The organism is Paraburkholderia kirstenboschensis, from assembly GCF_032806925.1.
GTDB lineage: Bacteria > Pseudomonadota > Gammaproteobacteria > Burkholderiales > Burkholderiaceae > Paraburkholderia > Paraburkholderia kirstenboschensis.
On the sequence record NZ_CP136512.1, the window covers coordinates 987,198 to 1,009,210 of the forward strand.

Sequence of the window (22,013 nt, forward strand, 5' to 3'; positions counted from 1 at the left end):
ACGCCGCATCGGCAATATCGGCAATATCGGCGGCGCGCGGTGACATCGGCGTCGCACTGTGAGATTTCTACTACTGTCTTGTTGGAGTAACTGATGGCTAATGCCTACCTGCAGGTGATCGCGCATTATTTCGCCAAGCCCGGCAACGGCAACGGCAACGGCAACGGCAACGCGATCGTGGAGCATCTCACCGAGCTCGCCGCCGCCACTCGCGCGGAGCCGAAGAACCTCTACTACGAATTTTTCCGCTCGCCGCTCGAGCCTGACCATTTTGTGATCCTCGAACAGTACAGCGATGCGGGCGGCCTCGCCGAGCATCGCGATACCGAACATTTTCAGCGTCTTGGTTTCGGCACAATCGTTCCATTGCTGGAGCGACGCGAAGTGTCGAGCCATATGGTGCCGGGAGAAGCAGCATGACCAACGCATTCCGCTTTCAAACGGTGCCCACGCTGATAGTCGAATTCGGCGCGGCTCGTCGGCTCGGCGCTTTGTTGCGCGCGCAGTTTCCGGCGCTTGAACGTCTGTGTGTCGTGACGGACGGCTTCCTGCACAAGAGCGGCTTACTGGACCCGGCGCTTGCCGATCTCGCGGCGCATGGCTGGAATGCGACGGTGATCGACGACGTAATCGCCGATCCGCCAGAACATATCGTGCTTGAAGCGACGGCTCGTGCGCGCAGCGCCGGTGCCGAGATCGTGCTGGGCTTGGGCGGCGGCTCGTCGATGGACGTCGCCAAGCTCATCGCGGTGCTGGCTCCGCAGCAACAGCAGCAACTCAGTGAAATGTATGGCGTGAACAAGGTGACGGAGCAGCGCCTGCCGCTCGTACAGATGCCGACGACCGCGGGAACCGGCTCCGAAGTCACAGCCGTGTCAATTGTCACAGTCGGCGAGGCCAAGAAGATGGGCGTCGTCGCGCCGCAACTGATCGCCGATCTGGCGATTCTCGACGCCGAACTCACGCTCGGGCTTCCCGTTGCCGCCACGGCGGCCACCGGCATCGACGCCATGGTTCACGCGATCGAAGCGTATACGTCCGCGCATCTCAAGAACCCGGTATCCGACATGCTCGCGATAAAGGCGCTTGAACTGCTCTCGCGCAACCTGCTGCCCGCGTGCGAAAACGGCAGCAATCGCGAAGCGCGCGAGGCAATGCTGCTCGGCGCGACTTTCGCGGGACAGGCATTTGCGAACTCGCCGGTGGCTGCGGTGCACGCGCTTGCCTATCCGATCGGCGGCATTTATCACGTGCCGCACGGGCTTTCCAATGCGCTGGTGCTGCCGCATGTGTTGCGCTTCAACGCTGAACCGGCGGCACATCTTTACGCGGAACTGGCCGACGTGGTCGTGCCGGGAGCGACGGGCAGCGCCGAAGCAAAGACCCAGGCGCTGATCGAAAAGCTCGAACAGATGATCGCCGCCACAGCGATTCCGGCGCGACTGCGCGATGTCGGCATCGAGCGTGAAGGGCTTGGACGCATGGCCAGCGACGCGATGTTGCAAACGCGACTACTCGTGAATAATCCGCGGCCAGTCAGCGAGGCCGATGCACTGGCGATTTACAACGCTGCCTTTTGATACGTTTTGACTTGCACACTGGCACAGCAGCGAGCGCGAGATTTTCAACGCGATACAGCCGCCGGCGGCCGCGATAGCCGGCGCTGCTAACCTGCGCGCGACTGCCCCGACGCCGCGCGCGGAAAAGAAACGGTGATATGCACGCCTTTGCCGCCCTCGCCCGGTTCAAGCGCGATATCGCCTTTATGCGCGTCCGCGATTTCGCGCACGATGGCGAGCCCGAGGCCAGTGCCCTCCGTATCGGTCGAGGCGCGAAAGAACGGTTCGAATACGCGGCTGCGAGACTCGGCTGGAATGCCGGGGCCGTCGTCGATCACGCTAACGGTAACCCTGTGCGCATCGGCGGTCACCGCGACCGTGACGTGCCCGCCGCTGCCCGTGTAGCGGATCGCGTTCTCCGCGAGATTGACGATCAGCGCCTGAAGCAGGCCACGGTGCCCAGCCACCGGCGCGATATCGCAAAGCTCCGCGCCGAGATCGATTTGCCGCCCCTGCGCAAGCAACGCGAGGTCTTCCACCACTTCCATGGCCAACGGCACGAGATCCACCGTTTCGACGATCACCTGCCGGTTGTCCGCCGCCTCGGCCTGAGCGAGCAGCAAGAGCTTGTTGGTGAGTCCGACCATTGAACGGTTGCTGCGATGCATGGCGGCCAGTGCTTCATCGAGCGCGGCATTCAGGCCGCCTTGCTGCCGCGCGAACTGCAACTGGGTGCCGAGCAGCGTGAGCGGCGTGCGCAGCTGGTGAGCAGCGTCGGCGATAAAACGGCGTTGTGCGGCGACCTGCACGCCGAGGCGCGCAATGCACTGATTGATCGCTTCGACAATCGGCCGCAATTCCGTATGCAGACGGTCCACACGAATCGGTTCGAGTTGCATCGGATCGCGATCGGCGACCTCGTCCTTCACCTTCATCAATGGACGCAATTCGAAGGTCAGACCGATGCACACGAGCGCCACGGCAAGCGCGATCATTTCGATCTGCCGCACGAGTTGCGGCTGCCATAGTTGTTCGGCCATTGCGTCGCGCGAACGCACCGTCTTGCCAACGGTGACGCGCACGCGGCGCGTCGCGCCGTTGTCGTACATGAGCCGTACCAGTCCAACGGCACGCACGTTCTGGCCGTATAGCGCGGTGTCGTAGTGGTCCGGCGTATCGGCCGCTTGCGCGGGACGCGGCGGAAAATCCGGTGTACCCGCGAGCAGTTGCCGGTCGTCCACATTGACGCTGTAGAACACCTGATCGCGATAAGGCGACGCGAAGATCTCGAGCGCTGCTGGCGGTACGTCCACGCGCAGGAAACCGTCGACCCATTCCACCTCGCCCGCAATCATTCGCGCGGACGAAATAAGCTGATTGTCCTGCACCAGATCGGCCGTTCGCCGGGCATTGTCGTACTCGGCCTTGCCGGTCACGAACACATACAATGCGAGCGGCACCAGCAACCACCATAACAATCGGACGCGCAAACTATTGGTCATCTTCTTTCTTGCGCAGCAGATAGCCGAGCCCGCGCAGCGTGACGATGGCCGCCGAACTGCCGTCGAGCTTCTTGCGCAAGCGTGAGATATAAATCTCCACCGCGTCTTCGCTTGGCTCGTCAGCGAGCGTGAAGATCGCGTCGACGAGGGCGGGCTTGGTCACCGTTTTGCCCAGTCTCAGGATCAGCGTTTCGAGCACCGAGCGCTCGCGCGGCGTGACGTTCAGCGGCGCGCCCTTCAAGGTGAACTGGCGCGTATCGATGTCGAATGCAAGGTCGCCGCACACTACTTCGCTCGCCTTCGACGGCGACTGACGACGGATCGCCACCTTGATTCGCGCGATCAACTCGCGCACTTCGAATGGCTTCACCAGGTAGTCGTCGGCGCCCGCGCCGAGCAACTCCACTTTCTCGTCGATGGAACCGCTCGCCGTCAGAATCAGCACGGGAGTCGCGTCGCCGCGCTGACGCAGCCGGCGCAGCACGTTTTTGCCCGACAGCTTCGGCAAATTGAGGTCGAGCAGGATCACGTCATAGTGATTCGTGCGCAGCAAACGGTCCGCCGCGTCGCCGTCCTGCACGGCGTCCAGAGCGAATGCCTCCTGTTCCAGCATCTTCGCGAGCCAGTGAGCGAGCGTGGGGTTGTCTTCGATGAGCAGCAGCTTCATGGCGCAAACGGCGAGAGTCAGGGCGTCGATTGTGCCGTAAAAATAGGACGCTGCGCGTATCGCGTGCGGTTCGCAGCATACAGTTCCATGTTTTTACCTGGAGCTTCGGCGGCATGCGCTGCGCGCGGTTTGCAGCACGATTTCGGGCGGTTCGGGGTTAACACTCACTATTTGCCGACACCGTCGAAAGCTCCCAGAAGGTTTCCGATTTCTATAATCGCCGTCATTCACTCAAAAAGCGCCGCATGGTCCATAGGGCGGCGGCCAAACCCCAGGAGACTGCCTCATGCGTACCTTGCGCCAGATTGCCGTTGTGTCCGGTGTTGCGTTTGCCCTTGCCGCAGCTTCGGCCGCCGCTCATGCGGAGAAACTCACGATCATGGTTGGCGGCGCCACCAAGATCATTTACCTGCCGGCCAAGCTGACTGAACAACTCGGCTACTTCAAGGAAGAAGGCCTCGACGTCGAAATTCTCTCGCAGCCGGCGGGCGTGGATGCCGAGAACGAACTGCTCGCAGGCGCGGTGCAAGGCGTAGTGGGCTTCTACGATCACACTATCGATCTGCAGAGCAAAGGCAAGGAAGTGCAGGCGCTGGTGATCTTCGGCCAGGTGCCGGGCGAAGTCGAAATGGTCTCCACGAAAGCGGCAGACAGCTTCAAGAGCATGGCTGATGCAAAAGGCAAGACGCTCGGCGTGACCGGCCTCGGCTCCTCGACAAGCTTCCTCACGCAATATCTTGCGCAACGCGCGGGTGTGCCGTCCACGCAATACACGCTGTTGCCAGTAGGCGCCGACAATAGCTTTATCGCGGCCATCAAACAGAGCCGCATCGACGCCGGCATGACGACCGAGCCGACGGTGTCGCAACTTCTGAAGACCGGCGACGCGAAAGTACTGGTCGACATGCGCACGCTCGAAGGCACGCGCGCAGCGCTCGGCGGCACCTATCCGGCTTCGAGCTTCTACGTGCAACGCGCGTGGGCCGAGTCGCACAAGAGCGACGCAGCGAAGCTCTCACACGCTTTCGCAAAGACTCTGAACTTCATCGCCACGCATAGCGCTGAAGAAATCGCGGCCAAGATGCCGAAAGACTACTACGGCAATAACAAGGACCTTTACGTCGGCGCATTGAAGGCGTCGCTGCCCATGTTCACGAAGGACGGCAAGATGCCCGCCGACGGCCCGGAAACCGTGTTGAAAGTGCTCTCCGCTTTCAATCCCTCGGTGAAGGGCAAGCACATCGACCTCGCCAAGACCTACACGAACGACTTCGTGGCAGCGCCGGTCAAGACCGCGGCGAAGTAACGTCATCCACATCAAGCAATCTGCGAGGCACCAGCCGATGAACCAACCTATGTCACGCGAGACGCCTGCAATCGAAATGCGCAACGTGTCCTGCCGTTTCATTTCTCCGGACGGCAAGGCAACAATCGCGTTGCGCGACTTCAGCATGTCGGTGGCGCGCGGCGAGTTCGTCGCGATTGTCGGGCCTACGGGCTGCGGTAAATCCACCACGCTCAGCATGATTACGGGGTTGCTCAAGCCCACTACCGGCGAAGTGCGCGTAATGGGCGCACCGGTTGACGGCATCGATCCGCGCATCGGCTTCGTGTTTCAGGCAGACGCGGTGTTCCCGTGGCGCTCGGTCATCGACAACGTCGCGGCCGGTCCGCTGTATCGCGGCCGCTCAAAATCCGCCGCCTACGAAGAAGCGAACGAGTGGTTGCGCCGTGTCGGCCTCGACAAGTTCGGCAAGCACTATCCGCATCAACTGTCCGGCGGCATGCGCAAACGCGTGGCGCTCGCGCAAACCTTCATCAACCGGCCGGAAATCCTGTTGATGGACGAACCGTTCTCCGCGCTCGACATGCAAACGCGCACGTTGATGCAGGACGAGTTGCTGCAGTTGTGGGGCGGCGCCGGGTCGGTCGTGTTTGTCACGCACGATCTCGAGGAAGCGATTGCACTCGCAGACCGCGTGTTCGTGCTGACCGCGCGCCCCGCCACGCTGAAGAAGGTCTACGAGATCGATCTGCCGCGTCCCCGCGTCACGTCGGAAGTTCGCTACGACCCGCGTTTCATTGAAATCTCGCGCGACATCTGGCACGACCTGCGCGAAGAAGTGCAGATCGGTTAATCAAGGAAAGCGAAACATGTCTACTACCCCTCAACAGATGATGCCCTCGGGCATCGACGCCGCGTCGCTCGCGCAGGTCGAACGGGTCGCGCAAAAACGTATCCGGCAGCGTCAGGCGCTGGTGATTGCGCTGCGTATCGCCGTGCTCGTGATCGTGCTCGGCGGCTGGGAACTGTCCGCGCGCCTGAAGTGGATCGACCCGTTCTTCTTTTCGATGCCGACCGCGATCTTCGATCAGATCGTCGACTGGTTCGTGAACGGCACGTCTCAAGGCCCGCTTCTCACGCAGGTGTGGGTCACGCTCGAAGAGACGGGGCTCGGCTTCATTATCGGTTCCGTCGCCGGTGTGTTTTGCGGCATTCTGCTCGGCCGCAACAAGCTGCTGTCGGACGTGTTCAGCCTCTACATCAAGATCGCCAACTCGATTCCGCGTGTGGTGCTCGGCTCCGTGTTCGTGATTGCGCTGGGCCTCGGCATGGCTTCGAAGGTTGCACTCGCCGTGGTGATGGTGTTCTTCGTCGTGTTCGCCAATGCGTTTCAGGGCGTGCGTGAAGCGGATCGCTACATGATCGCGAATGCGCAGATTCTCGGAGCGTCGCGCCGTCAGGTGACCACGTCGGTTGTGATTCCCTCGGCATTGAGCTGGATTCTTGCAAGCTTGCATGTGAGCTTCGGCTTTGCGCTCGTCGGCGCAGTGGTCGGCGAATTTCTCGGCTCGAAACAAGGTATCGGCCTGCTGATTTCCACCGCACAAGGTGCGTTCAACGCAAGCGGCGTGTTTGCCGCGATGATCGTGCTGGCCGTGGTCGCGTTGGCAGCGGACTACTTGTTGACCGCAGTCGAGCAGCGCTTGTTGAAATGGCGGCCGGCAGCCGTCTAGACCTAATCCACCTTGCCGTGTGAAAGCGCGGCGGTAAAAACAATGCCGTTCGGTGAGTGACCGAACGGCATTTTTGCATTCTAATGACCCCGCTCACGCGAGCGATTCGCTCGTGCGCACCCCCATCTGGCTTCGCGAACGCTGTTGGCCGTCAGCACACTTTGACGCGTTTGTAGTTGGCCGACGCACGACACTCTTCTTCGCAGATGTCTTTGCGATAGGCCCAGCGGCCTCCGCAGATGCCGTTCACAGATCCGTTGGCGCGCATGGCACATTCGATGCATAACAGCGGCCACCGCAAGTCGCGCGCTTCCCAACATCGAACGAGCCGAGGTGAGTCATGTCGAGTGTGCAAACGCAACGCCGGTCGATGCATTCGCGAAGCCGTCCTTTGCATGGAAGCAGCGCACGTCGACGTAATGGTCACCACTTCTCCGGCGTGATTGGGCTCGGTCTGCGAACTGCGGGCTTTATCGGTCGCGGTCCGAAAGAACTGTGCCCGTATGTCTTGCCGTGGGTCTTCGCGTTCCTCGCCATCGCGTTCTTCTGTCTTGTCCTACGTGGCGTGCTCACGCAGCAACTGCTGGTGCCGCCGGTCGAAGCGCCGCAATCGTTAGTGACACGCGGTTATACGTCCAATTTCCTCGCTGAGCGGATCATGTCCGCAATGAGGCAGATCGGGCGGGACGCCGAGTCGATTCCGCACGATACGATGGCCGATAACGACGCGCAGCCCGACATCCAGCTTCCCGGTCAGGACATGTCTTATGCGTCCACGGTCCGTTTTATCAAATGCATCGTCAAGCGCAAGGACGTAGTGGTTCACGTCGGCATCGCCAGGCTCGACGACGGCGCGGACTCATATGTCGCGCACGTACAGATAGAAGGCGGCCCTTTCGACTCCCGCGAGAGCACGGTGCGGTTTGAAGGAAGCGATCTGAAGACGTTCGTGCATGACATTGCGGTCAAAGCCATGCGCCTTGCCGAGCCGAACATACTCGCCAGCCATCTGTTTTCCGAAGTGCAGAAAACGAAGTGCTCACTCGCGCACTGCAATTACGGCGACATTGTCTCGATCTATGACGAAGTCCTGGCGATGCCCGCTTCCGAACAAAGCGAATGGGCGCTTGCCGGCAAATCATGGTTGCTCGCCAGTCAAGGGCTCGCGAAAGAAGCCGAGCAGCAGGCGCGCGAAGCGTTGACTATCTATAAGGACTCGGCGATTTTGCGCGCGAGCCTCGGCATCGCACTCGAGCAGCAGCATCGGCTAGACGATGCACTTGACACACTGCGAGCCGCAGCAAAGAGTAAGGCGACCACAGCAGAAAACCTGCGTCTTCTCGGCGACGTGTCATTGCATTCAGGCCGTTACGTGGAAGCACTAGATGCATTCAGGCAGGCGTATCGAATGAAACCCGACTCCGTCGACAATCTCCACGATTGGGGCGAAGCGCTCATCGCGATCGGCAAATACGACGAAGCCATAGAGAAGCTATCGCGCGCCGTCTCCCTGCGTCCCGACCTCGCGCCCTCTTACGCGGAATGGGGCAGGGCGCTAAACAAGAAGGGCGATCTGAGCGGCGCAGCGAGCAAGTTCACGCAAGCATTCCGGCTCGACCCAGGCGCATTGTCAGCGAGAGAGACTCGCATCGCGCAATTCGGCGCGGCGTTCCAGGATCGCAACAACGCTGGCCAGGCAAAACACGATGCACGCGTGCGACCGGCTTTAAATCCACCGGCAGATTACCGCCTGGAAGCTTCGCGACCAGCGAGCCGCGACGTTGGCCCGAACGCAATGCCAATTGCTTGACCGAAGCACGACCTGTTCGTCACCACACTCAATGCGAGGAGACCATCGATGGAGAACTTCGAGGATGCATTCAAGGCGCTGATCGGAAGTGAAGGCGGTTACTCCTTCAATCCGGCCGATCCGGGGGGCGAGACGATGTGGGGCGTCACAGCCCACGTCGCGCGCAGCCAGGGATATAACGGCGCGATGAAGGACTTGCCGCTCGATACCGCCAGGCACATCGCGAAACAAAAGTACTGGAACCCGCTGCATCTCGACGAACTCGATCCGCGTGTGGCCTTCCAGATTTTCGACGCGAACTATAACGGCGGACTTGTCGTGCTGTGGATGCAGAAAGCGTCCGGCGCGATAGAAGACGGCAAATTCGGGCCGGACACATTAGAGGCAGTGAAGAACACGGACCCCATGAAATTTGTGATGCGATTCGCAGCTTATCGCCTGCGGTATCTGAGGAATCTTCATGCGTGGTCGAGTTTTAGCCGAGGCTGGACGGAACGAATGGCCTCCAATCTTCTTCTGGGAGCAGCATGATGGACTGGTCGAAAGTAGCGACGAATATTGGCAGCACCGCCCCGCTTCTTGCCGGGCTTATCGGCGGGCCTGTCGGTATCGGCGTATCGGCCGCCGCCGCGATTATTTCTCACTCGCTCGGCACGCCCATCGATCCCGCTGAGGTTGAGCGCGCATTGAGCGATCCGGGCGCGCTGGAGAAGATCCGGCAGGCGGAAGGCGCCAACGCGCTGCAGTTACAGCAACTAGTGGTGACCGCCGCACAGGCGCGGCTTGCTCACGAGACGGACATGGCGCGTATCGAAACCAGCGACCGCGCCAGCGCACGCGCAATGTCGCTCGCCAACGGCGATTGGGTCCCCAAGGTACTCGCGATGGCAGTCACCGCCGGCTTCTTCGGCATCCTGCTGTTGATGGCTTTCCAGCCTTTGCCTGGAGTCAACAAGGATCTTGTCAACGTGATCGTCGGGGCACTGGGCACGGCCTGGATCAGCATCATCGGCTACTACTTCGGCACGTCGGTTGGATCGATGAGAAAGACTGAACTGCTCGCGAAACCGAGCGTCCCGATCACACCAGACAGCGCAGTGACTTTGCGAGAACCCGCAACGCCGCCAGTTGCAGCAGCGCATATGGCCACTGCCACGCCGCACGCGGAAGTGTTCCACCCGTTGGCGCCCGGTGGGCAAGGGCCGATTTTCTCTGGCGCCTCATAGCGGTACAGGGCTTTCGTCGCAGCGCTTTTTTGCGCTACGTTTGCAACACTGAGACCTCACATGTTCAGTCTTGCATAAGACTGGTGGAGCGATGCACATGGGCGACGTCCAATTCGGCAACGCGGCACAACAACAAGCACATGCGCAGAACGACCCGATTCGCCACGTGGTTCTTCTGCTCATGGAAAACCATTCTTTCGACCAGATGCTGGGCTGCCTCGACGAAGTGCATGAGGATCTGGACGGCGTACGCAACGCTGCGTCAAAAACAAACGACGACGGCAAAGGCCACACATTCTTCCCTCGTCCCACGCGCGCACGGCAAATGAAGCTCGATCCGGATCATGGGCATTCGGCCGTGCTAAGCCAGATCGACTCGAACAACAGCGGATTCGTGCGCTCCTTCGTTAAGGATTATCCAACGAGCAGTCTTGCCGCGCGGCAGGACATCATGGGCTACTATCCGCGTGGCTTTCTGCCAGCGCTGCACGCGCTCGGAGAGCAGTTCACCGTTTGCGACAGATGGTTTTCATCGCTGCCCGGCCCGACGTGGCCCAACCGCTACTTCGCGTTGTCCGGCACTTCAAAGGGGCAGGTGGGAATGCCTTCCGGCCTCGACGCGCTCAATCCCAGGTGGTACACGGAGCAGGATCAGGATACGATCTTTGACCGCCTGAACGACGCTAAAAAAACCTGGACGGTCTATTTCTACGACTTTCCCGCGTCATTGCTATTCAAGAATCAGCGCAAAGCCGAGAACCTCGCGAATTACCGCTATTTCGACAATTTCTTTCCCGATGCGGCAGGGCCGGCCGATGCATTTCCGGAGTTCGTGCTAATAGAGCCCAAGTACTTCGGCGAGGCACAGAACGACGATCATCCGCCGCATAACGTCATGAAGGCGGAAAAGCTGATCGCGGACACCTACAACGCATTGCGTTCGAATCAGCCGTTGTGGGAAAGTACATTGTTAGTCATCCTTTACGACGAGCACGGTGGCTTCTACGACCACGTGCCGCCGCCGTCAGACTCGGTCGCGCCCGACGAATATACGCGCATGTTCGACTTCAAGCGGCTAGGCGTACGCGTGCCCGCCCTCCTCGTGTCTCCGTGGTGCGACGGTGGTGTATGCCACGCGCAATTCGACCATTGCAGCGTGCTGAGATATCTCGGCGACAAGTGGGGCCTGCCTCCGCTCGGCAAACGCACGGAAGCCTCGGCAAGCGTCGGGCTGGCGATCCGCACCAACGGCACGCCCCGCGCCGACACGCCTCAGTTCATTCGGGTGAGTAATCAATCGCTCATTCCGGAGCACGTGGAACTGGAAAAGAAGGCGTCGAACAACAATCAGCGTGGGCTCCACCATTTCGCGGACTTTCTACATACCGAGCTCGACCGATTGGAGACATATGCAGTGGTATCAGCGGCAAGTCTTGCGCGCGCGGACAACGGCTGGGTACGCGTGAAAAGCGTGCTGGGTTCCGCGTTGATCGGCTTGGGGCAGTGGCTTAGCAAAGACTTCTATCAGGTCCGTGATCTGCGGGACGAGCGCACCAGCCACGCATTTACGCGGCTGTCCCAGCGGGCCAACGAAGCCGTGCACACCCGCAGCGAATGAGAGCAGCTACACGCCGGGTTCCCGGCGCGTCAGAAGGATAAACGGCCAGGCTTGCCGCCGTCCGTTTATCTCAATTTCAGCAACGAAGTTTACCGAAAAGCGCCATTACTCTCTCCAGTGTGCAAACCTACAATGTAATCACTGGCTGCGAACAACAAGGTTCGTAGCGCGATAAAGACAGAACTGGAGGTAGTTCATCATGAAATCACTTATTCAAGCCGTTGTTATCGCCACTGTGCTGGCCGCTCCTGTCGCTTCGTTTGCGCAGTCCAACCAGCCCGTGACCCGCGCTCAGGTGCGCGCGGAACTGATCCAACTCGAAAAAGCCGGCTATGAGCCGACCCGCTCGGATCCTTATTACCCGGCCGACATTCAGGCCGCAGAAGCTCGCGTCGCCGCGCAGAACGGCACTGCGCAGCCGGCTGTGTCGAGCTATGGCGGTGTTGCAAACGGTTCTTCGGACTCCGGCCGCGCGGTGTCGGCTACTGGCGCCAAGTCGATTTACTTCGGTAACTAAGCCCGGCAGCCAGATCCGGCAACCGGGTTGGTGAACCGGCAGAAAATCACGCGATACGTCGACCCGAGGCGCGGCGGAGGTCGCCGCAGTCCGCCGCCCGCCATGCCGCAAAGCGCCAGCTGTCTGAGCCGTTGCAAAAGAATAGGCCCGCGACCGGTTGTTCCGATCATGGGCCAGTTTGTTATCCGTTACCTCCGTCATCGGCTACCGATGACTTCGCCTGGACCCGTCGGTCCAGGCGCTTTTTTTGCCGACGCCAACGGTTGCGTGTGCAACAGCTAATCCGCCAGCCGAATCGACCAACTCAATCGCGAGCGACCAGATCGCCCACCTGCCCGCGCCCGGTAACGAGGCAGCTCGACAGGAAATTTTCACCCTGGCTGCTCGCGCCCACATCTCCAAAGCCCTTCTTGAGCGCGCTGGCCTTGACCAGTTCCGCGCCCTGATGGCATGTGATCGTCCCGACTTCGCCCGCCTGCGCGCGCATCAGCGCCCGATCCGCCATTAGATAGCCGAGCAACAGCACCACCGCAATATTGAACGCCTGCCTCATGGATTGTCTCCTCTTTCGAAGAGACTAACGCGAACCATCGGCACACGGTCTTAGGGGTTTCCCGATTTTGGCCTATCTACTGATGCAGGTTAGATCAAGCCAGGTCAGGTCATGGTGCCGCGCTGGCGCGCATGCGCTGCTGTTGCATCCCGCTTTGTATGCCCGGACTGCAGCCGCCATATGCCTTGCTGCACGCGCCGCGTGTTCCGCTCGAACAACAGATAAACCGCGAAAGCGTACACGTAGCAGGCAACCAGCATTCCAATTAGCACGAGTACTCCTTTTGCATCGAACGGGATTCGGTGCCTTAAGCCGACCGCAGCCACAAATAGAATGAACGAGAAGTGCGTGAGATACAGCGAATAGGAAAATCTGGAAAACAGAATTGCGGCTCGCGACAACACCGCTGGACGCAAGCGAACATTCTCGAGCAGAACGCAGCGAAGGAACACAAAGCAAGGCACGCCGACGATCCAGTCGTTATCGAGCAGAAAGAGGCGTGTACAAATAAGCGCAGCAATAAACACCGCACCGCTTATGAGCGTAAGCCACGGTAAGGCCGGGCGCTTGGAATGCACGGGCGAACGCTTTTCGAACACCGCGAGTAGCACGCCGAGCAGCCACAATCCGAAACCGCTCAGCAGCGACGGGAACGCGATCATCGTACCGAGCGCAAATGCGGCGACCGCAAAGGCGCCGAGTCCCCGTCGGCGGCGTAACAGCACGACCCATGCTGGGAACCACAGGTAGTACCAGAACTCGTTAGCGAGGCTCCATAGCGGCCCATTCGATCCGTATGTGCCGCACGCCAAGGTTTGCAGAAAGACGAGATTGCATGCGAGCGTCGCCCAGCCCAGATGCGATGCGACGTTGATCTGTTGATCGAATGTCCCTTCAGTCCCGAGATAGAAAGGTCCGCCCGCGAGCTGGATACCAAGGCGGTCCCAGAACAACGTTAGCAGCAGCGCCGGCACCAGCACGACCCAGAGGCGCGTTAAGCGTTCAGTCAGGTAGCGCTGCCAGCTCCATGTACCGGCGGCGACCTGGCGCAGCACCGAGCCGCCGACAAAGTACCCGCTCAGCAGAAAGAATACGATGACGGCCGTGTGCCCGTAGTTGCTGACGAAATAAAACGCCTTGCCGGCGAGGCCCAGTCCCACGCTCGACCTGTAGTCGACGAACATCAGATTGCGCAGATGGCTGATGCAAACAGCGCCCGCCGCCAATGCCCGGATCAGGTCGAGTGTGTCGCAATGCTGTTTGTCGGGCGGCGCCATGTGAGTCTGATCGGACAAAGAATTTGTCGATCAAACTACGGCCCGGCATGCTTTTAATCAGTACGTTGGACCACACACGAGTTGGGTCAAAACCGCGCTTCTATCTGCCGGATGCGCTGCTCTATCGACTGACGCACCAGCGCATTCGAGCCGACCAGCAGCAGCGACGACGCAATGATTCGATACACCGTGCTCCTTCGCACCTTCGACACTTTTTGCGGATCGAGCCACGCTTCGTTATCCACGAGCAGCAGCAGCGTTTCGAGGCCGATCAGAATCGGCCACAAACACGCAAGCCGCAAGCGCACGGAAAACGCGGGAATGGCGAGCGTGTAGTCGAGCGCTTCACGGAAATGATCGAGCGTTGTGCGCAACAGCTCGATCATCAGCGGACGCGCACGCAGCGAATTGGCCGGCAACAATAGGTCTTGTGGACTCAAGCCGTGTCGATCCAGCAATGTTTGCGGAAGATAGCAGCGGCCGATACGCAAGTCCTTTCCGCAATCGCGCAATACGTTGGTCATTTGCAGCGCCTTGCCGAATCGAACGCCACGACTCGCCATTGTCTCGGGCCGCTCTTTCAGCGTGCCTGGCATATGCGCGTAGGTCATTGTGGTCCAGAATTCGCCGACGCAGCCCGCGACGAGATACGTATAGCGGTCCAACTCCGGATATTCGCGCAACGCCGCGATGCGGCCCGAACGTTCGTCGGGGAACGTGCGCAAATCGAACTCCATGCCCTCGGTCAGCGTAGAAACGATACCGCGCACGGCCTTGCGATCCGATTCATTTAACTGGGCCAGTATGTCGAGCGCGGGACCGAGCGATTCCAGCAGCACCTTCTCGTCCGACTGACTCTGCTGGCCCGCGACTTCCGCGGCCATGCGCTGGAACAGTGCACCGTCGCTCGCTACACCGTTGACCTGGTCGCGCAACGCCAGCAGTAACTGAAGGCGTTGCTCCGGCGCCACCAGCGATGTATCCGCGATCGTGTCGGCGGCACGCGCGAGCAGATAGGCGAGGCCGATCGGGTCGCGCATTCCCACTGGCAGCACGCGCAGCGTAAGGTAAAACGAGCGTGAAACGCCTTTCAGGAGCGGGCCGAGAAGAAAAGCCCGGGTCGGATTCGGCATGGGTGCGATGTCAGTATTGGCAAAATTCAGGCGGTGCCGAATTGTATACGGCAAGCCGCGATAAGATGCGGGATAGCCTGAACCTCGTGCCGACAATGAGCAAAAACCAGAATTCGACTCTCGAAGCCGCCACTACCCGTACTCGCCGGCCGGCCCTGCGCCTGACCTATGTGATAGGCAGTCTCGACCGCATCCTGCGGCGCCGGATGAGCGAAGCGCTCGCGCCGCTCGGCTTGACGCTCGCGCAATTTACCGCGCTGTCCGTTCTCGAAGCGAAGGGGCAAGCGTCGAATGCGCAGCTTGCCGAACGCTCGTTCATTACACCGCAGTCGGCAAACGAGGTGATGAACGCAATGGCGAGCCGTAACTTGGTGAGCCGCGAGCCGGATCCCACGCATGGCCGTATCGTGCTGCTGCAATTAACCGACGAGGGACGGGCCGTGCTGCGTCAATGCGAGCAGGCGGTTAAATCGATCGAAAAGCAGATGCTCGAAGGCATCGAATTCGAAGCGGCCGGCACAGTGCAACGCCACCTCGAAACTTTTGTCCGCAACCTGCGTGGATAGCATCGACAGCCAGAGAAACTTTTATTAAGGATGGCTAATATAGCCGCTCGCCAATGAGCGCGCGAAGCGTGGCCCTGGCATGACCAGGTAATCGCTCGCCGGCAGACGAAAGCCATGCGGTTAAGTAGCGCTCCACGTACCTGTTTTGTACTTTGTGCGCCCCGCAGAACGACTTTTTCCATTATTGGTCGGCTTTGCTGCGTTCGTATCGGAACGCGATCGACTCACTCGTCCGCTGACACCTGGCAATATGCCCGTGGTCAAGCGCTTGACGGACACGTAGAATTGCGGGCATCCAGTCCTCCATATGAGTCAAGGCCGGACAAAAACCGGGAACGTACATTGCTCACGAGGTAAGTTCAGGTTGCGGGCGGACGTCAGCGAGCCGCTTGTCTTTGCATTTCAACCACACAGCACAATGACTATTCACGAATCTCAGACCTCTCTTCGCGCCAACGTTGAAACGGGCGTGCCCGGTCTCGACGAGATTCTTGGCGGCGGTCTGGTCCAGGGCGGCGTCTATCTTCTCGAAGGCATGGCCGGCGCGGGCAAGACGATTCTATCCAGCCAGATCGGCTTTCACCGGGTAAGCCGGGGCGAGAAGGTGCTGTACATGACCCTGATCGCCGAATCGCACGACAAGTTGCTTGCGCACCTGAAGCGCCTGACTTTCTTCGACGAAAAGGCAGTCGCGCAGCAGATGCTTTTCGTCTCCGGTTATCACGAACTCATGCAGGACGGTCTGGACGGCTTCCTGAAACTGATTGCATCGAGCATCTACGATTATCGGCCGAGCCTGATGATCATCGACGGCTTTCGCAGCGCGCGCGAGTTCAGCGAGACCGAACTGTCGTTGTCCAAGTTCATTCACGAACTCAATGCTCTCGTCGCCGCAATGGACTGTACGACGCTGCTCCTCGCGCCGCTGTCCGGCAACGAGCCGCATCCTGAACACACGCTGGTCGACGGCCTGATCGAACTCAACCGCTATAGCGACGGCATGCGTCGCGCCCGTGAAATCGAAGTACACAAACTGCGCGCGCGCGATCATCTGATGGGCAAGCACTACTTTCGTATCGCCGAGAGCGGGCTCCTGATGTTTCCTCGTCTCGAATCGCAGTGCGCCCCGCCGGGCGGACCGGTGGATCTGAAAACCCGGATCAGTTTCGGCTTGCCGCATCTCGACATCATGTTCGGCGGGGGTCTGTCACAAGGCTCGACCACGACGTTGATCGGGCCCTCGGGCGTTGGCAAAACCATGCTTTGCCTGCAATTTCTTGCGGCGGGTGTCGCGCGCGGCGAACGTTGCCTATACCTCGGCTCTTACGAAGGACCGCAACGACTGCTCGGCAAAGCCGAGGCCGTTTCGATCCCGCTCAACGATGCGTACCAGGACGGCCGTCTTGTCATTCAATGGCAGCCGGCGGTTGAACTGGCCGTCGACGAAATCGCCGCTAACGCGCTTGCCACGGCCAGACAGATTGGGGCAACACGCATCGTGATCGACGGCGTGGAGGGTTTCCGCGATTCCGCCTTGCGCGTCGAGCGCTTCGGGCTGTTCCTGAACGCATTGCTGCATCAGTTGCGCGAAGCCGGCATCACGACGCTCGTGACCGAAGAAATGCCGCTTTACCCCGACCACGGCAATTCGAAAAGCACGCGTGTTTCGGCACTCACGGAAAATCTCGTACTGTTGCGCTACGCCGAAACCGAAGCAGGACTGCGGCGTGCAATCTCAATCGTCAAGCAGCGCGAAAGCGCTCATGATCCGTCCACACATGAGCTCGTAATCTCCTCGCAGGGGCTGGATGTCATTGAAAGCCCGTTTAGCGCCGCGGTGTCTTCGGCGTCAGGCTTGTCCGCGACGTTGCAGCCGCGGCGACCGGCGTAGCCCCCATGAAAACCATTCTGGTTGTGGATGACGAATTCGACATCCTCACGGTATGGCGGCTGCTGCTCGAACGTCACGGCTATACGGTGCTGACCGCGTCGAATGGCGCGGCCGCGCTCGAGCAGATACGCAGGACCCGGCCGGACGTTATCGTGTCGGACTGCATGATGCCGGTCATGTCAGGCCTGCAACTGTGCGCAGCGCTTTACGCCGATCCGGACCTGCGCAACATTCCGGTCATTCTTTGCAGCGCGGCCGCCGACATTCCCGTGCAGCCGAATCCGTCTATCCAGTACGCGCGCAAGCCCATTTCATTCGACGCGCTGCTGACCATGCTCAAGCGGGTTTCGGGGTAAAAGCCCAAGCCGTTCGCGCCGCCGTTAAACCGACTGCGCCACTAGCGCGCCGACGTCCGCAATCGCCGCATTACAACGCGCGGCGTCGCCTGCAGTTCCCGTCAGATAGACCGCGACGAGAATGGGGCCGCGTCCTGGCGGCCACACAATCGCTACGTCGTTTGCAGTGCCGTGATCGCCTGTGCCGGTCTTATCGCCTACGCCCCAATCTTTCGGCAGTTTTGCGCGAATCCGCTCGCCGCCGGTCTCATTGGCCGCGAGCCACGCGAGCAATTGCGCTCTCGACGACGAAGTCAAATGCTCGCCCAGCACCAGCTCGCGCAGATTGCCGAGCATTGCATTCGGCGTCGTGGTGTCGCGCGGATCGCCGGGCGTCCCCTCGTTAAGCGTGGGCTCATTCCGGTCCAGACGCGTGATGCCGTCACCCAGACTGCGCGCAAATGCAGTCAACGCGGCAGGGCCGCCAAAGCTCGCGAGCAGCAGGTTGGCGGCCGTGTTATCGCTAAGCGTAACGGCCGCCTTGCACAGATCGGCGACGCTCATCCTGCGTTGCCAGTGCGCTCATGAGTATGCTTCGATGTCGCCGGCGAGTTCGACACAAGCTCGCTTTGCGAGTAGACGATGCGCCGCTGCAAGTCTTCTTCGCCTCGGTCGACCCGCGCCAATATCGCGCCGGCGACCAGCAGTTTGAACGTGCTGCACATCGGAAAGCGTTCATCCGCATGTAAGCCGGCGTGCAGGCCGGATGCCGTGTCGACGATCGACACACCGAGCCGTCCGCCGCTATCCGCTTCGATCTGCTGCAGCCGCGCGCGGATCGTATCCGCCTTTGCGAACTCTTGCCGCGGCGTTGCCGCCATGGTGCGCTTGATCGGTCCGGCGTCTTTGCCCCATGCATCGCCGCTTCGACACACGGCGCTAGCAACGCCGCCAACGCCAACTATCGAAACCCCCAGCATCGCGCGCGCGAATTTTCTTCTCGTGATCATTGCAGCTCCTTGTGTGAAGCCGCAACTATCGGTTTTCCAGCTTTCACTGACAAACGATGATAAGTTAGTGCGCTCACAAGAAAAACTTATGCCTCGGCTATGAGACCTTATCTTCCGCTCAATGCGCTGCGCGCCTTCGAATCGTCCGCGCGGCACCTGAGCTTCACCCGCGCCGCGCTCAAACTGAACGTCACGCAGGCCGCCGTCAGCCAGCAGGTCAGAACGCTCGAAGAACGTCTTGGCACCACGCTATTCAAGCGCCTGCCACGCGGCCTTGCGATGACCGATGAAGGTCTTGCATTGCGCCCCGTGCTGACCGACGCATTCGATCGCATCGAGGCGGTGCTCAAACAGTTCGATGGGGGTCACTTTCATGAAGTGCTGACGGTCGGTGTGGTCGGCACGTTCGCGGTCGGCTGGCTGATGCCGCGGCTGAAATCGTTCCGCGATGCACATCCCTTTGTCGAACTGCGGCTTCTGACCAATAACAATCTGGTGGATCTCGCCACTGAGGGACTCGACTTCGCGATCCGTTTCGGCGACGGCACGTGGCCCGGGTCACTCGCCACACGCCTGCTCGACGCGCCGCTCGCGCTGCTATGCACGCCCGAGATCGCCGCGCGTTTGTCCACGCCAGCCGATCTCGTCGACGCAACGCTGTTGCGTTCGTACCGCGCGGACGACTGGATCAACTGGTTCGCAGCCGCCGGCATTGCGCCGCGCCCAATTCGCGGGCCGGTGTTCGATTCGTCCCGGCTGATGGTCGAAGCGGCCATGCAAGGCGCGGGCATCGCGCTGGCGCCCGCGCTGATGTTCGATCGCGAGATCAACACGGGCCGCCTCGTGCGACCGTTCGATGTCGAAGTGCAAGCTGGCAGTTACTGGCTGACATGGCTGAAGGGCAAGGCGATGACGCCCGCGATGCTGCTGTTCAGCCAGTGGCTCATCAAGGAAGCGGCTGCACCAATGCAGCGTTAGCAAAGCCCGGTGCGACGATAGCCGTTCATGGCAGGGCGTTCTGCTTGCGGCGGAAACACGTTCCACGAGCCATCGTCGTGACGGAAGAAGAAGATGGACAACAGGCCGCTCGGGCGCAGCGCTTCGACACGCACGAACCGCTGATGTGAAGCGTGGTGGCAAAACTCCACTACACGTGCGGGCATCGACGGAGTGGGTGCGAGCCATTTGTCGACGGCCCAGTGCAAGGTCTTTTCAGCGGCAGCCATGATGGTTCTCCTTCATTCCTTTACGCTTGAATTCCCGAGGTCGATCCGATAGCTCACGCAAGCTGTGCGGCAAGCCGTCCGCTGTTTGCGCCGTTTTCGACGAATGCTTTCACGAGACACATCAGCACATGCATGCCGGTACGCGGATGGCGCAAGCTGCAATGCACCTGTTCGCTGCGGCTTTCGCCGAGCAACACCCACGCGCAAAAGTGCTCGCAGTTGTTGGTCAGCAGGCGGTAGTGGTTTTCGCCGAGACGTGAGCGCGCGCGGCGCACCGCTTCATCGCCGACATAACGTGCACGGGGAGTCGCGCGAATGGAAAGCGGATGCCCTGCCGCGAAGCGATCGAGGTCGACTTCTTCGACCGGTCCGCGATGCACCGAACCGGCGAAGCCTGCGTAATGAACCACACGGCCATTGCCCACGTAGATGCCGTGATGCTCATAACCGCAGCGGGCTGACACGAGATGCGAGCCGATCGGCAAGTCGATCGTGGACATCCAATCGCCGCGGGTGTCGCTCGTCTTAAGATGGATCGTGTTCATGGCTGGCCTCGCTTAGTTTTTCCAACACTGTTGCGAGGTCTTTTGCATCATCCGGGCCATGTGCGTAAAAGCCTTTGTTTGTAGGGCTTTCCGCTGAACACCGCCTTCTTGACGAAGAAAACTGTGGGCTAGTAAGCGACAGAAAATATGCCGATGTGTTGGCGTATGGCGCTCTCTGCGCCACAGCCAGACCGGCGATTCAGGATGCAGCTGTGATGCAGCCCACGCGCCAGGAATGTGTTGGGCACCACACCGGTTCGCAAGCGCGCATGTTGGCCGCGCGCCGACCTATGGCGTGGCGCTGCGGCGGTCGCACAGCGCCCGGATCAGCGGAACCGCCGGCCAGTCAACGCATTGCAGCGATCCACATCGCGTCGCGCATCGATTGGCATAGCACTTGCACAGTCTCTGTCCAGATCCATTGAAATTCGCGCGCGTTGCGCACGCGGTCAACCGGAGAACGACATGGCTTCTATTTCTGTGAACGATCTCTCACTCAACCTCGCGCTCGACCGTAAAGCAATGGCGGCGATTCGCGGCGGCGGCGGAGCGCCGTGGGTGTATGGCTGGATTCAACCTTATGTGCGGGAAACACCCAGCATTGGACCGGTCGTGAACCTGTACGAGGTTTCCAACAACTTCTATGCTAACCAGATGATCAACCAGTTCCAGTCGGTCGACGTGCGCAATACCGGCGCGAACTCGAACATCAGTGTCTCTCCCGACGCACGCAGCAGAAACGATATGGTGTAGCCGTTGTGACTTGTGCGAGCCTATTCCGATGGACGTCGTCCGCGCGCTCCGACGCGGGGCGCGTGCGTGAAATCAACGAAGACGCCTGCCTCGACCAGTCGGAACTCGGACGCTGGGCAGTCGCCGACGGCATGGGCGGACATGCGGTCGGCGATCTCGCGAGCCGCATCGTCATCGACGAATTGAAGCGGCTCGCCTCGCCCGTCAGCATGAGGGCGTTCATGGCCGACGCACGCGCACATTTGCAGGTCGCTAATCGTCAGTTGAGAGAAGAGGCCGCGCGCCGCCAGGTGCAGCGCATCGGCAGCACGGTCGTCGCGCTTCTCGCCTGCGATCGTTTTTGCGGTTATATGTGGGCCGGCGACAGCCGCCTTTACCTCCTTCGCGACGGACAGTTACGCCAGCTCACGCGCGACCACAGTCAGGTGGAAGCGCTCAAGTCCCTTGGCGTGATTACCGACGAAGAAGCGCGGCATCATCCCGCGCAGCATATGATCACGCGCGCCGTGGGCGCGACGGACCTGCTCGAACTCGACGACGATGCGATCGAAGTCGCGGACGGCGATATCTTCCTGCTTTGCAGCGATGGCCTGAGCAACGAGATCGGCGAAGAGGACATGCTATCCGTGTTGTCCACGGCGGCACACGGCAACGCGCCCGATCAGCTGGTGAGCCTCGCGTTGGAGCGCGGCGGCCGCGACAACATTACTGCGGTCGTGGTACGCGCCGAAGACCCTCACGCAGCGGACAAAACGCTTCTGAACCCGGCGCCGTGAGCTGCTCGCCGCTCGACATCGACGGCTGGCG

General features: G+C 60.5%; 23 protein-coding genes and 1 pseudogene. 16 read left to right on the plus strand and 8 right to left on the minus strand.

Annotated features, from left to right (window positions below; translation table 11 throughout):
- The first annotated feature begins 93 nt into the window (after nt 1–93).
- Both RW095_RS13110 and RW095_RS13115 read left to right on the plus strand, forming a co-directional pair.
- Nucleotides 94–420, plus strand: coding sequence for a putative quinol monooxygenase (locus tag RW095_RS13110; protein WP_317019419.1), 327 nt, complete (start codon nt 94–96; stop codon nt 418–420).
- A complete protein-coding gene (locus tag RW095_RS13115; RefSeq protein ID WP_317019420.1) occupies nt 417–1,580 on the plus strand; it encodes an iron-containing alcohol dehydrogenase in 1,164 nt (387 codons plus the stop codon). Before RW095_RS13110 ends, RW095_RS13115 begins: the two co-directional genes overlap by 4 nt.
- Nucleotides 1,581–1,666: 86 nt before the next feature.
- On the opposite strand, the gene RW095_RS13120 is transcribed toward RW095_RS13115, so the two are convergent.
- Nucleotides 1,667–3,061: a sensor histidine kinase gene (locus RW095_RS13120; RefSeq protein WP_317019421.1), complete on the minus strand. Its 1,395-nt coding sequence runs from the start codon at nt 3,059–3,061 to the stop codon at nt 1,667–1,669.
- The gene (locus RW095_RS13125) at nt 3,051–3,728 is read right to left on the minus strand and encodes a response regulator (protein WP_027778124.1); all 678 of its coding nucleotides are present in this window, start codon (nt 3,726–3,728) and stop codon (nt 3,051–3,053) included. Before RW095_RS13125 ends, RW095_RS13120 begins: the two co-directional genes overlap by 11 nt.
- A 286-nt stretch (nt 3,729–4,014) precedes the next feature.
- Between RW095_RS13125 and RW095_RS13130 the strand changes: the two genes are divergently transcribed.
- The 8 genes from RW095_RS13130 (at nt 4,015) to RW095_RS13165 (ending at nt 11,917) form a co-directional block, all read left to right on the plus strand.
- On the plus strand, nt 4,015–5,034 hold the full coding sequence (locus tag RW095_RS13130) for an ABC transporter substrate-binding protein (protein WP_317019422.1): 1,020 nt from the start codon (nt 4,015–4,017) through the stop codon (nt 5,032–5,034).
- 37 nt (nt 5,035–5,071) lie between these two features.
- Nucleotides 5,072–5,866, plus strand: coding sequence for an ABC transporter ATP-binding protein (locus tag RW095_RS13135; RefSeq protein ID WP_027778126.1), 795 nt, complete (start codon nt 5,072–5,074; stop codon nt 5,864–5,866).
- A 16-nt stretch (nt 5,867–5,882) separates the two neighbouring features.
- Entirely contained in the window at nt 5,883–6,746 is an 864-nt protein-coding gene (locus tag RW095_RS13140; RefSeq protein WP_128596204.1) for an ABC transporter permease, read from the plus strand.
- A 340-nt stretch (nt 6,747–7,086) separates the two neighbouring features.
- The gene (locus tag RW095_RS13145; protein WP_317019423.1) at nt 7,087–8,556 is read left to right on the plus strand and encodes a tetratricopeptide repeat protein; all 1,470 of its coding nucleotides are present in this window, start codon (nt 7,087–7,089) and stop codon (nt 8,554–8,556) included.
- Nucleotides 8,557–8,604: 48 nt separating this feature from the next.
- The gene (locus RW095_RS13150) at nt 8,605–9,087 is read left to right on the plus strand and encodes a glycoside hydrolase family 108 protein (RefSeq protein WP_317019424.1); all 483 of its coding nucleotides are present in this window, start codon (nt 8,605–8,607) and stop codon (nt 9,085–9,087) included.
- Nucleotides 9,087–9,782 (plus strand): hypothetical protein, encoded by a 696-nt coding sequence (locus tag RW095_RS13155; protein WP_317019839.1) that lies wholly within the window; start codon nt 9,087–9,089, stop codon nt 9,780–9,782. The genes RW095_RS13150 and RW095_RS13155 overlap by 1 nt, the downstream gene beginning before the upstream one ends.
- A gap of 97 nt (nt 9,783–9,879) precedes the next feature.
- A complete protein-coding gene (locus RW095_RS13160; RefSeq protein WP_317019425.1) occupies nt 9,880–11,400 on the plus strand; it encodes an alkaline phosphatase family protein in 1,521 nt (506 codons plus the stop codon).
- A 199-nt stretch (nt 11,401–11,599) separates the two neighbouring features.
- Nucleotides 11,600–11,917, plus strand: a complete 318-nt coding sequence (locus tag RW095_RS13165; RefSeq protein ID WP_128596201.1) for a DUF4148 domain-containing protein — start codon at nt 11,600–11,602, stop codon at nt 11,915–11,917.
- A 304-nt stretch (nt 11,918–12,221) separates the two neighbouring features.
- On the opposite strand, the gene RW095_RS13170 is transcribed toward RW095_RS13165, so the two are convergent.
- From RW095_RS13170 to RW095_RS13180, 3 genes are all read right to left on the minus strand, one after another.
- On the minus strand, nt 12,222–12,470 hold the full coding sequence (locus RW095_RS13170) for a hypothetical protein (protein ID WP_317019426.1): 249 nt from the start codon (nt 12,468–12,470) through the stop codon (nt 12,222–12,224).
- 104 nt (nt 12,471–12,574) lie between these two features.
- Nucleotides 12,575–13,765, minus strand: a complete 1,191-nt coding sequence (locus RW095_RS13175; protein WP_317019427.1) for an acyltransferase family protein — start codon at nt 13,763–13,765, stop codon at nt 12,575–12,577.
- Between the two features lie 68 nt (nt 13,766–13,833).
- Nucleotides 13,834–14,880 carry a squalene/phytoene synthase family protein gene (locus RW095_RS13180; RefSeq protein WP_317019428.1) on the minus strand — a complete coding sequence of 349 codons (1,047 nt, stop codon included), beginning with the start codon at nt 14,878–14,880 and terminating at the stop codon, nt 13,834–13,836.
- 65 nt (nt 14,881–14,945) lie between these two features.
- Here RW095_RS13180 and RW095_RS13185 point away from each other — a divergent pair, with 65 nt between their 5' ends.
- The 3 genes from RW095_RS13185 (at nt 14,946) to RW095_RS13195 (ending at nt 17,693) form a co-directional block, all read left to right on the plus strand.
- Nucleotides 14,946–15,446 (plus strand): MarR family winged helix-turn-helix transcriptional regulator, encoded by a 501-nt coding sequence (locus RW095_RS13185; protein ID WP_317019429.1) that lies wholly within the window; start codon nt 14,946–14,948, stop codon nt 15,444–15,446.
- Nucleotides 15,447–15,864: 418 nt separating this feature from the next.
- Nucleotides 15,865–17,337 carry an ATPase domain-containing protein gene (locus RW095_RS13190; protein ID WP_128596196.1) on the plus strand — a complete coding sequence of 491 codons (1,473 nt, stop codon included), beginning with the start codon at nt 15,865–15,867 and terminating at the stop codon, nt 17,335–17,337.
- A gap of 5 nt (nt 17,338–17,342) precedes the next feature.
- The gene (locus tag RW095_RS13195) at nt 17,343–17,693 is read left to right on the plus strand and encodes a response regulator (protein WP_317019430.1); all 351 of its coding nucleotides are present in this window, start codon (nt 17,343–17,345) and stop codon (nt 17,691–17,693) included.
- A 24-nt stretch (nt 17,694–17,717) separates the two neighbouring features.
- On the opposite strand, the pseudogene bla reads toward RW095_RS13195, so the two are convergent.
- A pseudogene (gene bla, locus RW095_RS13200) lies at nt 17,718–18,652 on the minus strand (class A beta-lactamase).
- Nucleotides 18,653–18,781: 129 nt separating this feature from the next.
- Here bla and RW095_RS13205 point away from each other — a divergent pair.
- A complete protein-coding gene (locus RW095_RS13205) occupies nt 18,782–19,660 on the plus strand; it encodes a LysR family transcriptional regulator (protein ID WP_317019431.1) in 879 nt (292 codons plus the stop codon).
- On the opposite strand, the gene RW095_RS13210 is transcribed toward RW095_RS13205, so the two are convergent.
- Nucleotides 19,657–19,908: a hypothetical protein gene (locus RW095_RS13210; protein WP_128596193.1), complete on the minus strand. Its 252-nt coding sequence runs from the start codon at nt 19,906–19,908 to the stop codon at nt 19,657–19,659. The two genes, RW095_RS13205 and RW095_RS13210, sit on opposite strands and share 4 nt — an antisense overlap.
- 53 nt (nt 19,909–19,961) lie before the next feature.
- Nucleotides 19,962–20,453, minus strand: coding sequence for a lecithin retinol acyltransferase family protein (locus tag RW095_RS13215; protein ID WP_128596192.1), 492 nt, complete (start codon nt 20,451–20,453; stop codon nt 19,962–19,964).
- Between the two features lie 465 nt (nt 20,454–20,918).
- Here RW095_RS13215 and RW095_RS13220 point away from each other — a divergent pair, with 465 nt between their 5' ends.
- Nucleotides 20,919–21,206 carry a hypothetical protein gene (locus RW095_RS13220; protein ID WP_013342362.1) on the plus strand — a complete coding sequence of 96 codons (288 nt, stop codon included), beginning with the start codon at nt 20,919–20,921 and terminating at the stop codon, nt 21,204–21,206.
- A gap of 5 nt (nt 21,207–21,211) precedes the next feature.
- Entirely contained in the window at nt 21,212–21,982 is a 771-nt protein-coding gene (locus tag RW095_RS13225) for a PP2C family protein-serine/threonine phosphatase (protein WP_317019432.1), read from the plus strand.
- Nucleotides 21,983–22,013: the final 31 nt, after the last annotated feature.

Coding starts and splice junctions, on each gene's coding strand:
- RW095_RS13155 (WP_317019839.1), top strand. CDS start 9,087: ATGGACTGGTCGAAAGTAGCGACGAATATTGGCAGCACCGCCCCGCTT.
- RW095_RS13195 (WP_317019430.1), top strand. CDS start 17,343: ATGAAAACCATTCTGGTTGTGGATGACGAATTCGACATCCTCACGGTA.
- RW095_RS13150 (WP_317019424.1), top strand. CDS start 8,605: ATGGAGAACTTCGAGGATGCATTCAAGGCGCTGATCGGAAGTGAAGGC.
- RW095_RS13170 (WP_317019426.1), bottom strand. CDS start 12,470: ATGAGGCAGGCGTTCAATATTGCGGTGGTGCTGTTGCTCGGCTATCTA.
- RW095_RS13160 (WP_317019425.1), top strand. CDS start 9,880: ATGGGCGACGTCCAATTCGGCAACGCGGCACAACAACAAGCACATGCG.
- RW095_RS13135 (WP_027778126.1), top strand. CDS start 5,072: ATGAACCAACCTATGTCACGCGAGACGCCTGCAATCGAAATGCGCAAC.
- RW095_RS13120 (WP_317019421.1), bottom strand. CDS start 3,061: ATGACCAATAGTTTGCGCGTCCGATTGTTATGGTGGTTGCTGGTGCCG.
- RW095_RS13110 (WP_317019419.1), top strand. CDS start 94: ATGGCTAATGCCTACCTGCAGGTGATCGCGCATTATTTCGCCAAGCCC.
- RW095_RS13145 (WP_317019423.1), top strand. CDS start 7,087: ATGTCGAGTGTGCAAACGCAACGCCGGTCGATGCATTCGCGAAGCCGT.
- RW095_RS13190 (WP_128596196.1), top strand. CDS start 15,865: ATGACTATTCACGAATCTCAGACCTCTCTTCGCGCCAACGTTGAAACG.
- RW095_RS13215 (WP_128596192.1), bottom strand. CDS start 20,453: ATGAACACGATCCATCTTAAGACGAGCGACACCCGCGGCGATTGGATG.
- RW095_RS13180 (WP_317019428.1), bottom strand. CDS start 14,880: ATGCCGAATCCGACCCGGGCTTTTCTTCTCGGCCCGCTCCTGAAAGGC.
- RW095_RS13185 (WP_317019429.1), top strand. CDS start 14,946: ATGCGGGATAGCCTGAACCTCGTGCCGACAATGAGCAAAAACCAGAAT.
- RW095_RS13165 (WP_128596201.1), top strand. CDS start 11,600: ATGAAATCACTTATTCAAGCCGTTGTTATCGCCACTGTGCTGGCCGCT.
- RW095_RS13220 (WP_013342362.1), top strand. CDS start 20,919: ATGGCTTCTATTTCTGTGAACGATCTCTCACTCAACCTCGCGCTCGAC.
- RW095_RS13210 (WP_128596193.1), bottom strand. CDS start 19,908: ATGGCTGCCGCTGAAAAGACCTTGCACTGGGCCGTCGACAAATGGCTC.
- RW095_RS13130 (WP_317019422.1), top strand. CDS start 4,015: ATGCGTACCTTGCGCCAGATTGCCGTTGTGTCCGGTGTTGCGTTTGCC.
- RW095_RS13140 (WP_128596204.1), top strand. CDS start 5,883: ATGTCTACTACCCCTCAACAGATGATGCCCTCGGGCATCGACGCCGCG.
- RW095_RS13205 (WP_317019431.1), top strand. CDS start 18,782: ATGAGACCTTATCTTCCGCTCAATGCGCTGCGCGCCTTCGAATCGTCC.
- RW095_RS13125 (WP_027778124.1), bottom strand. CDS start 3,728: ATGAAGCTGCTGCTCATCGAAGACAACCCCACGCTCGCTCACTGGCTC.
- RW095_RS13115 (WP_317019420.1), top strand. CDS start 417: ATGACCAACGCATTCCGCTTTCAAACGGTGCCCACGCTGATAGTCGAA.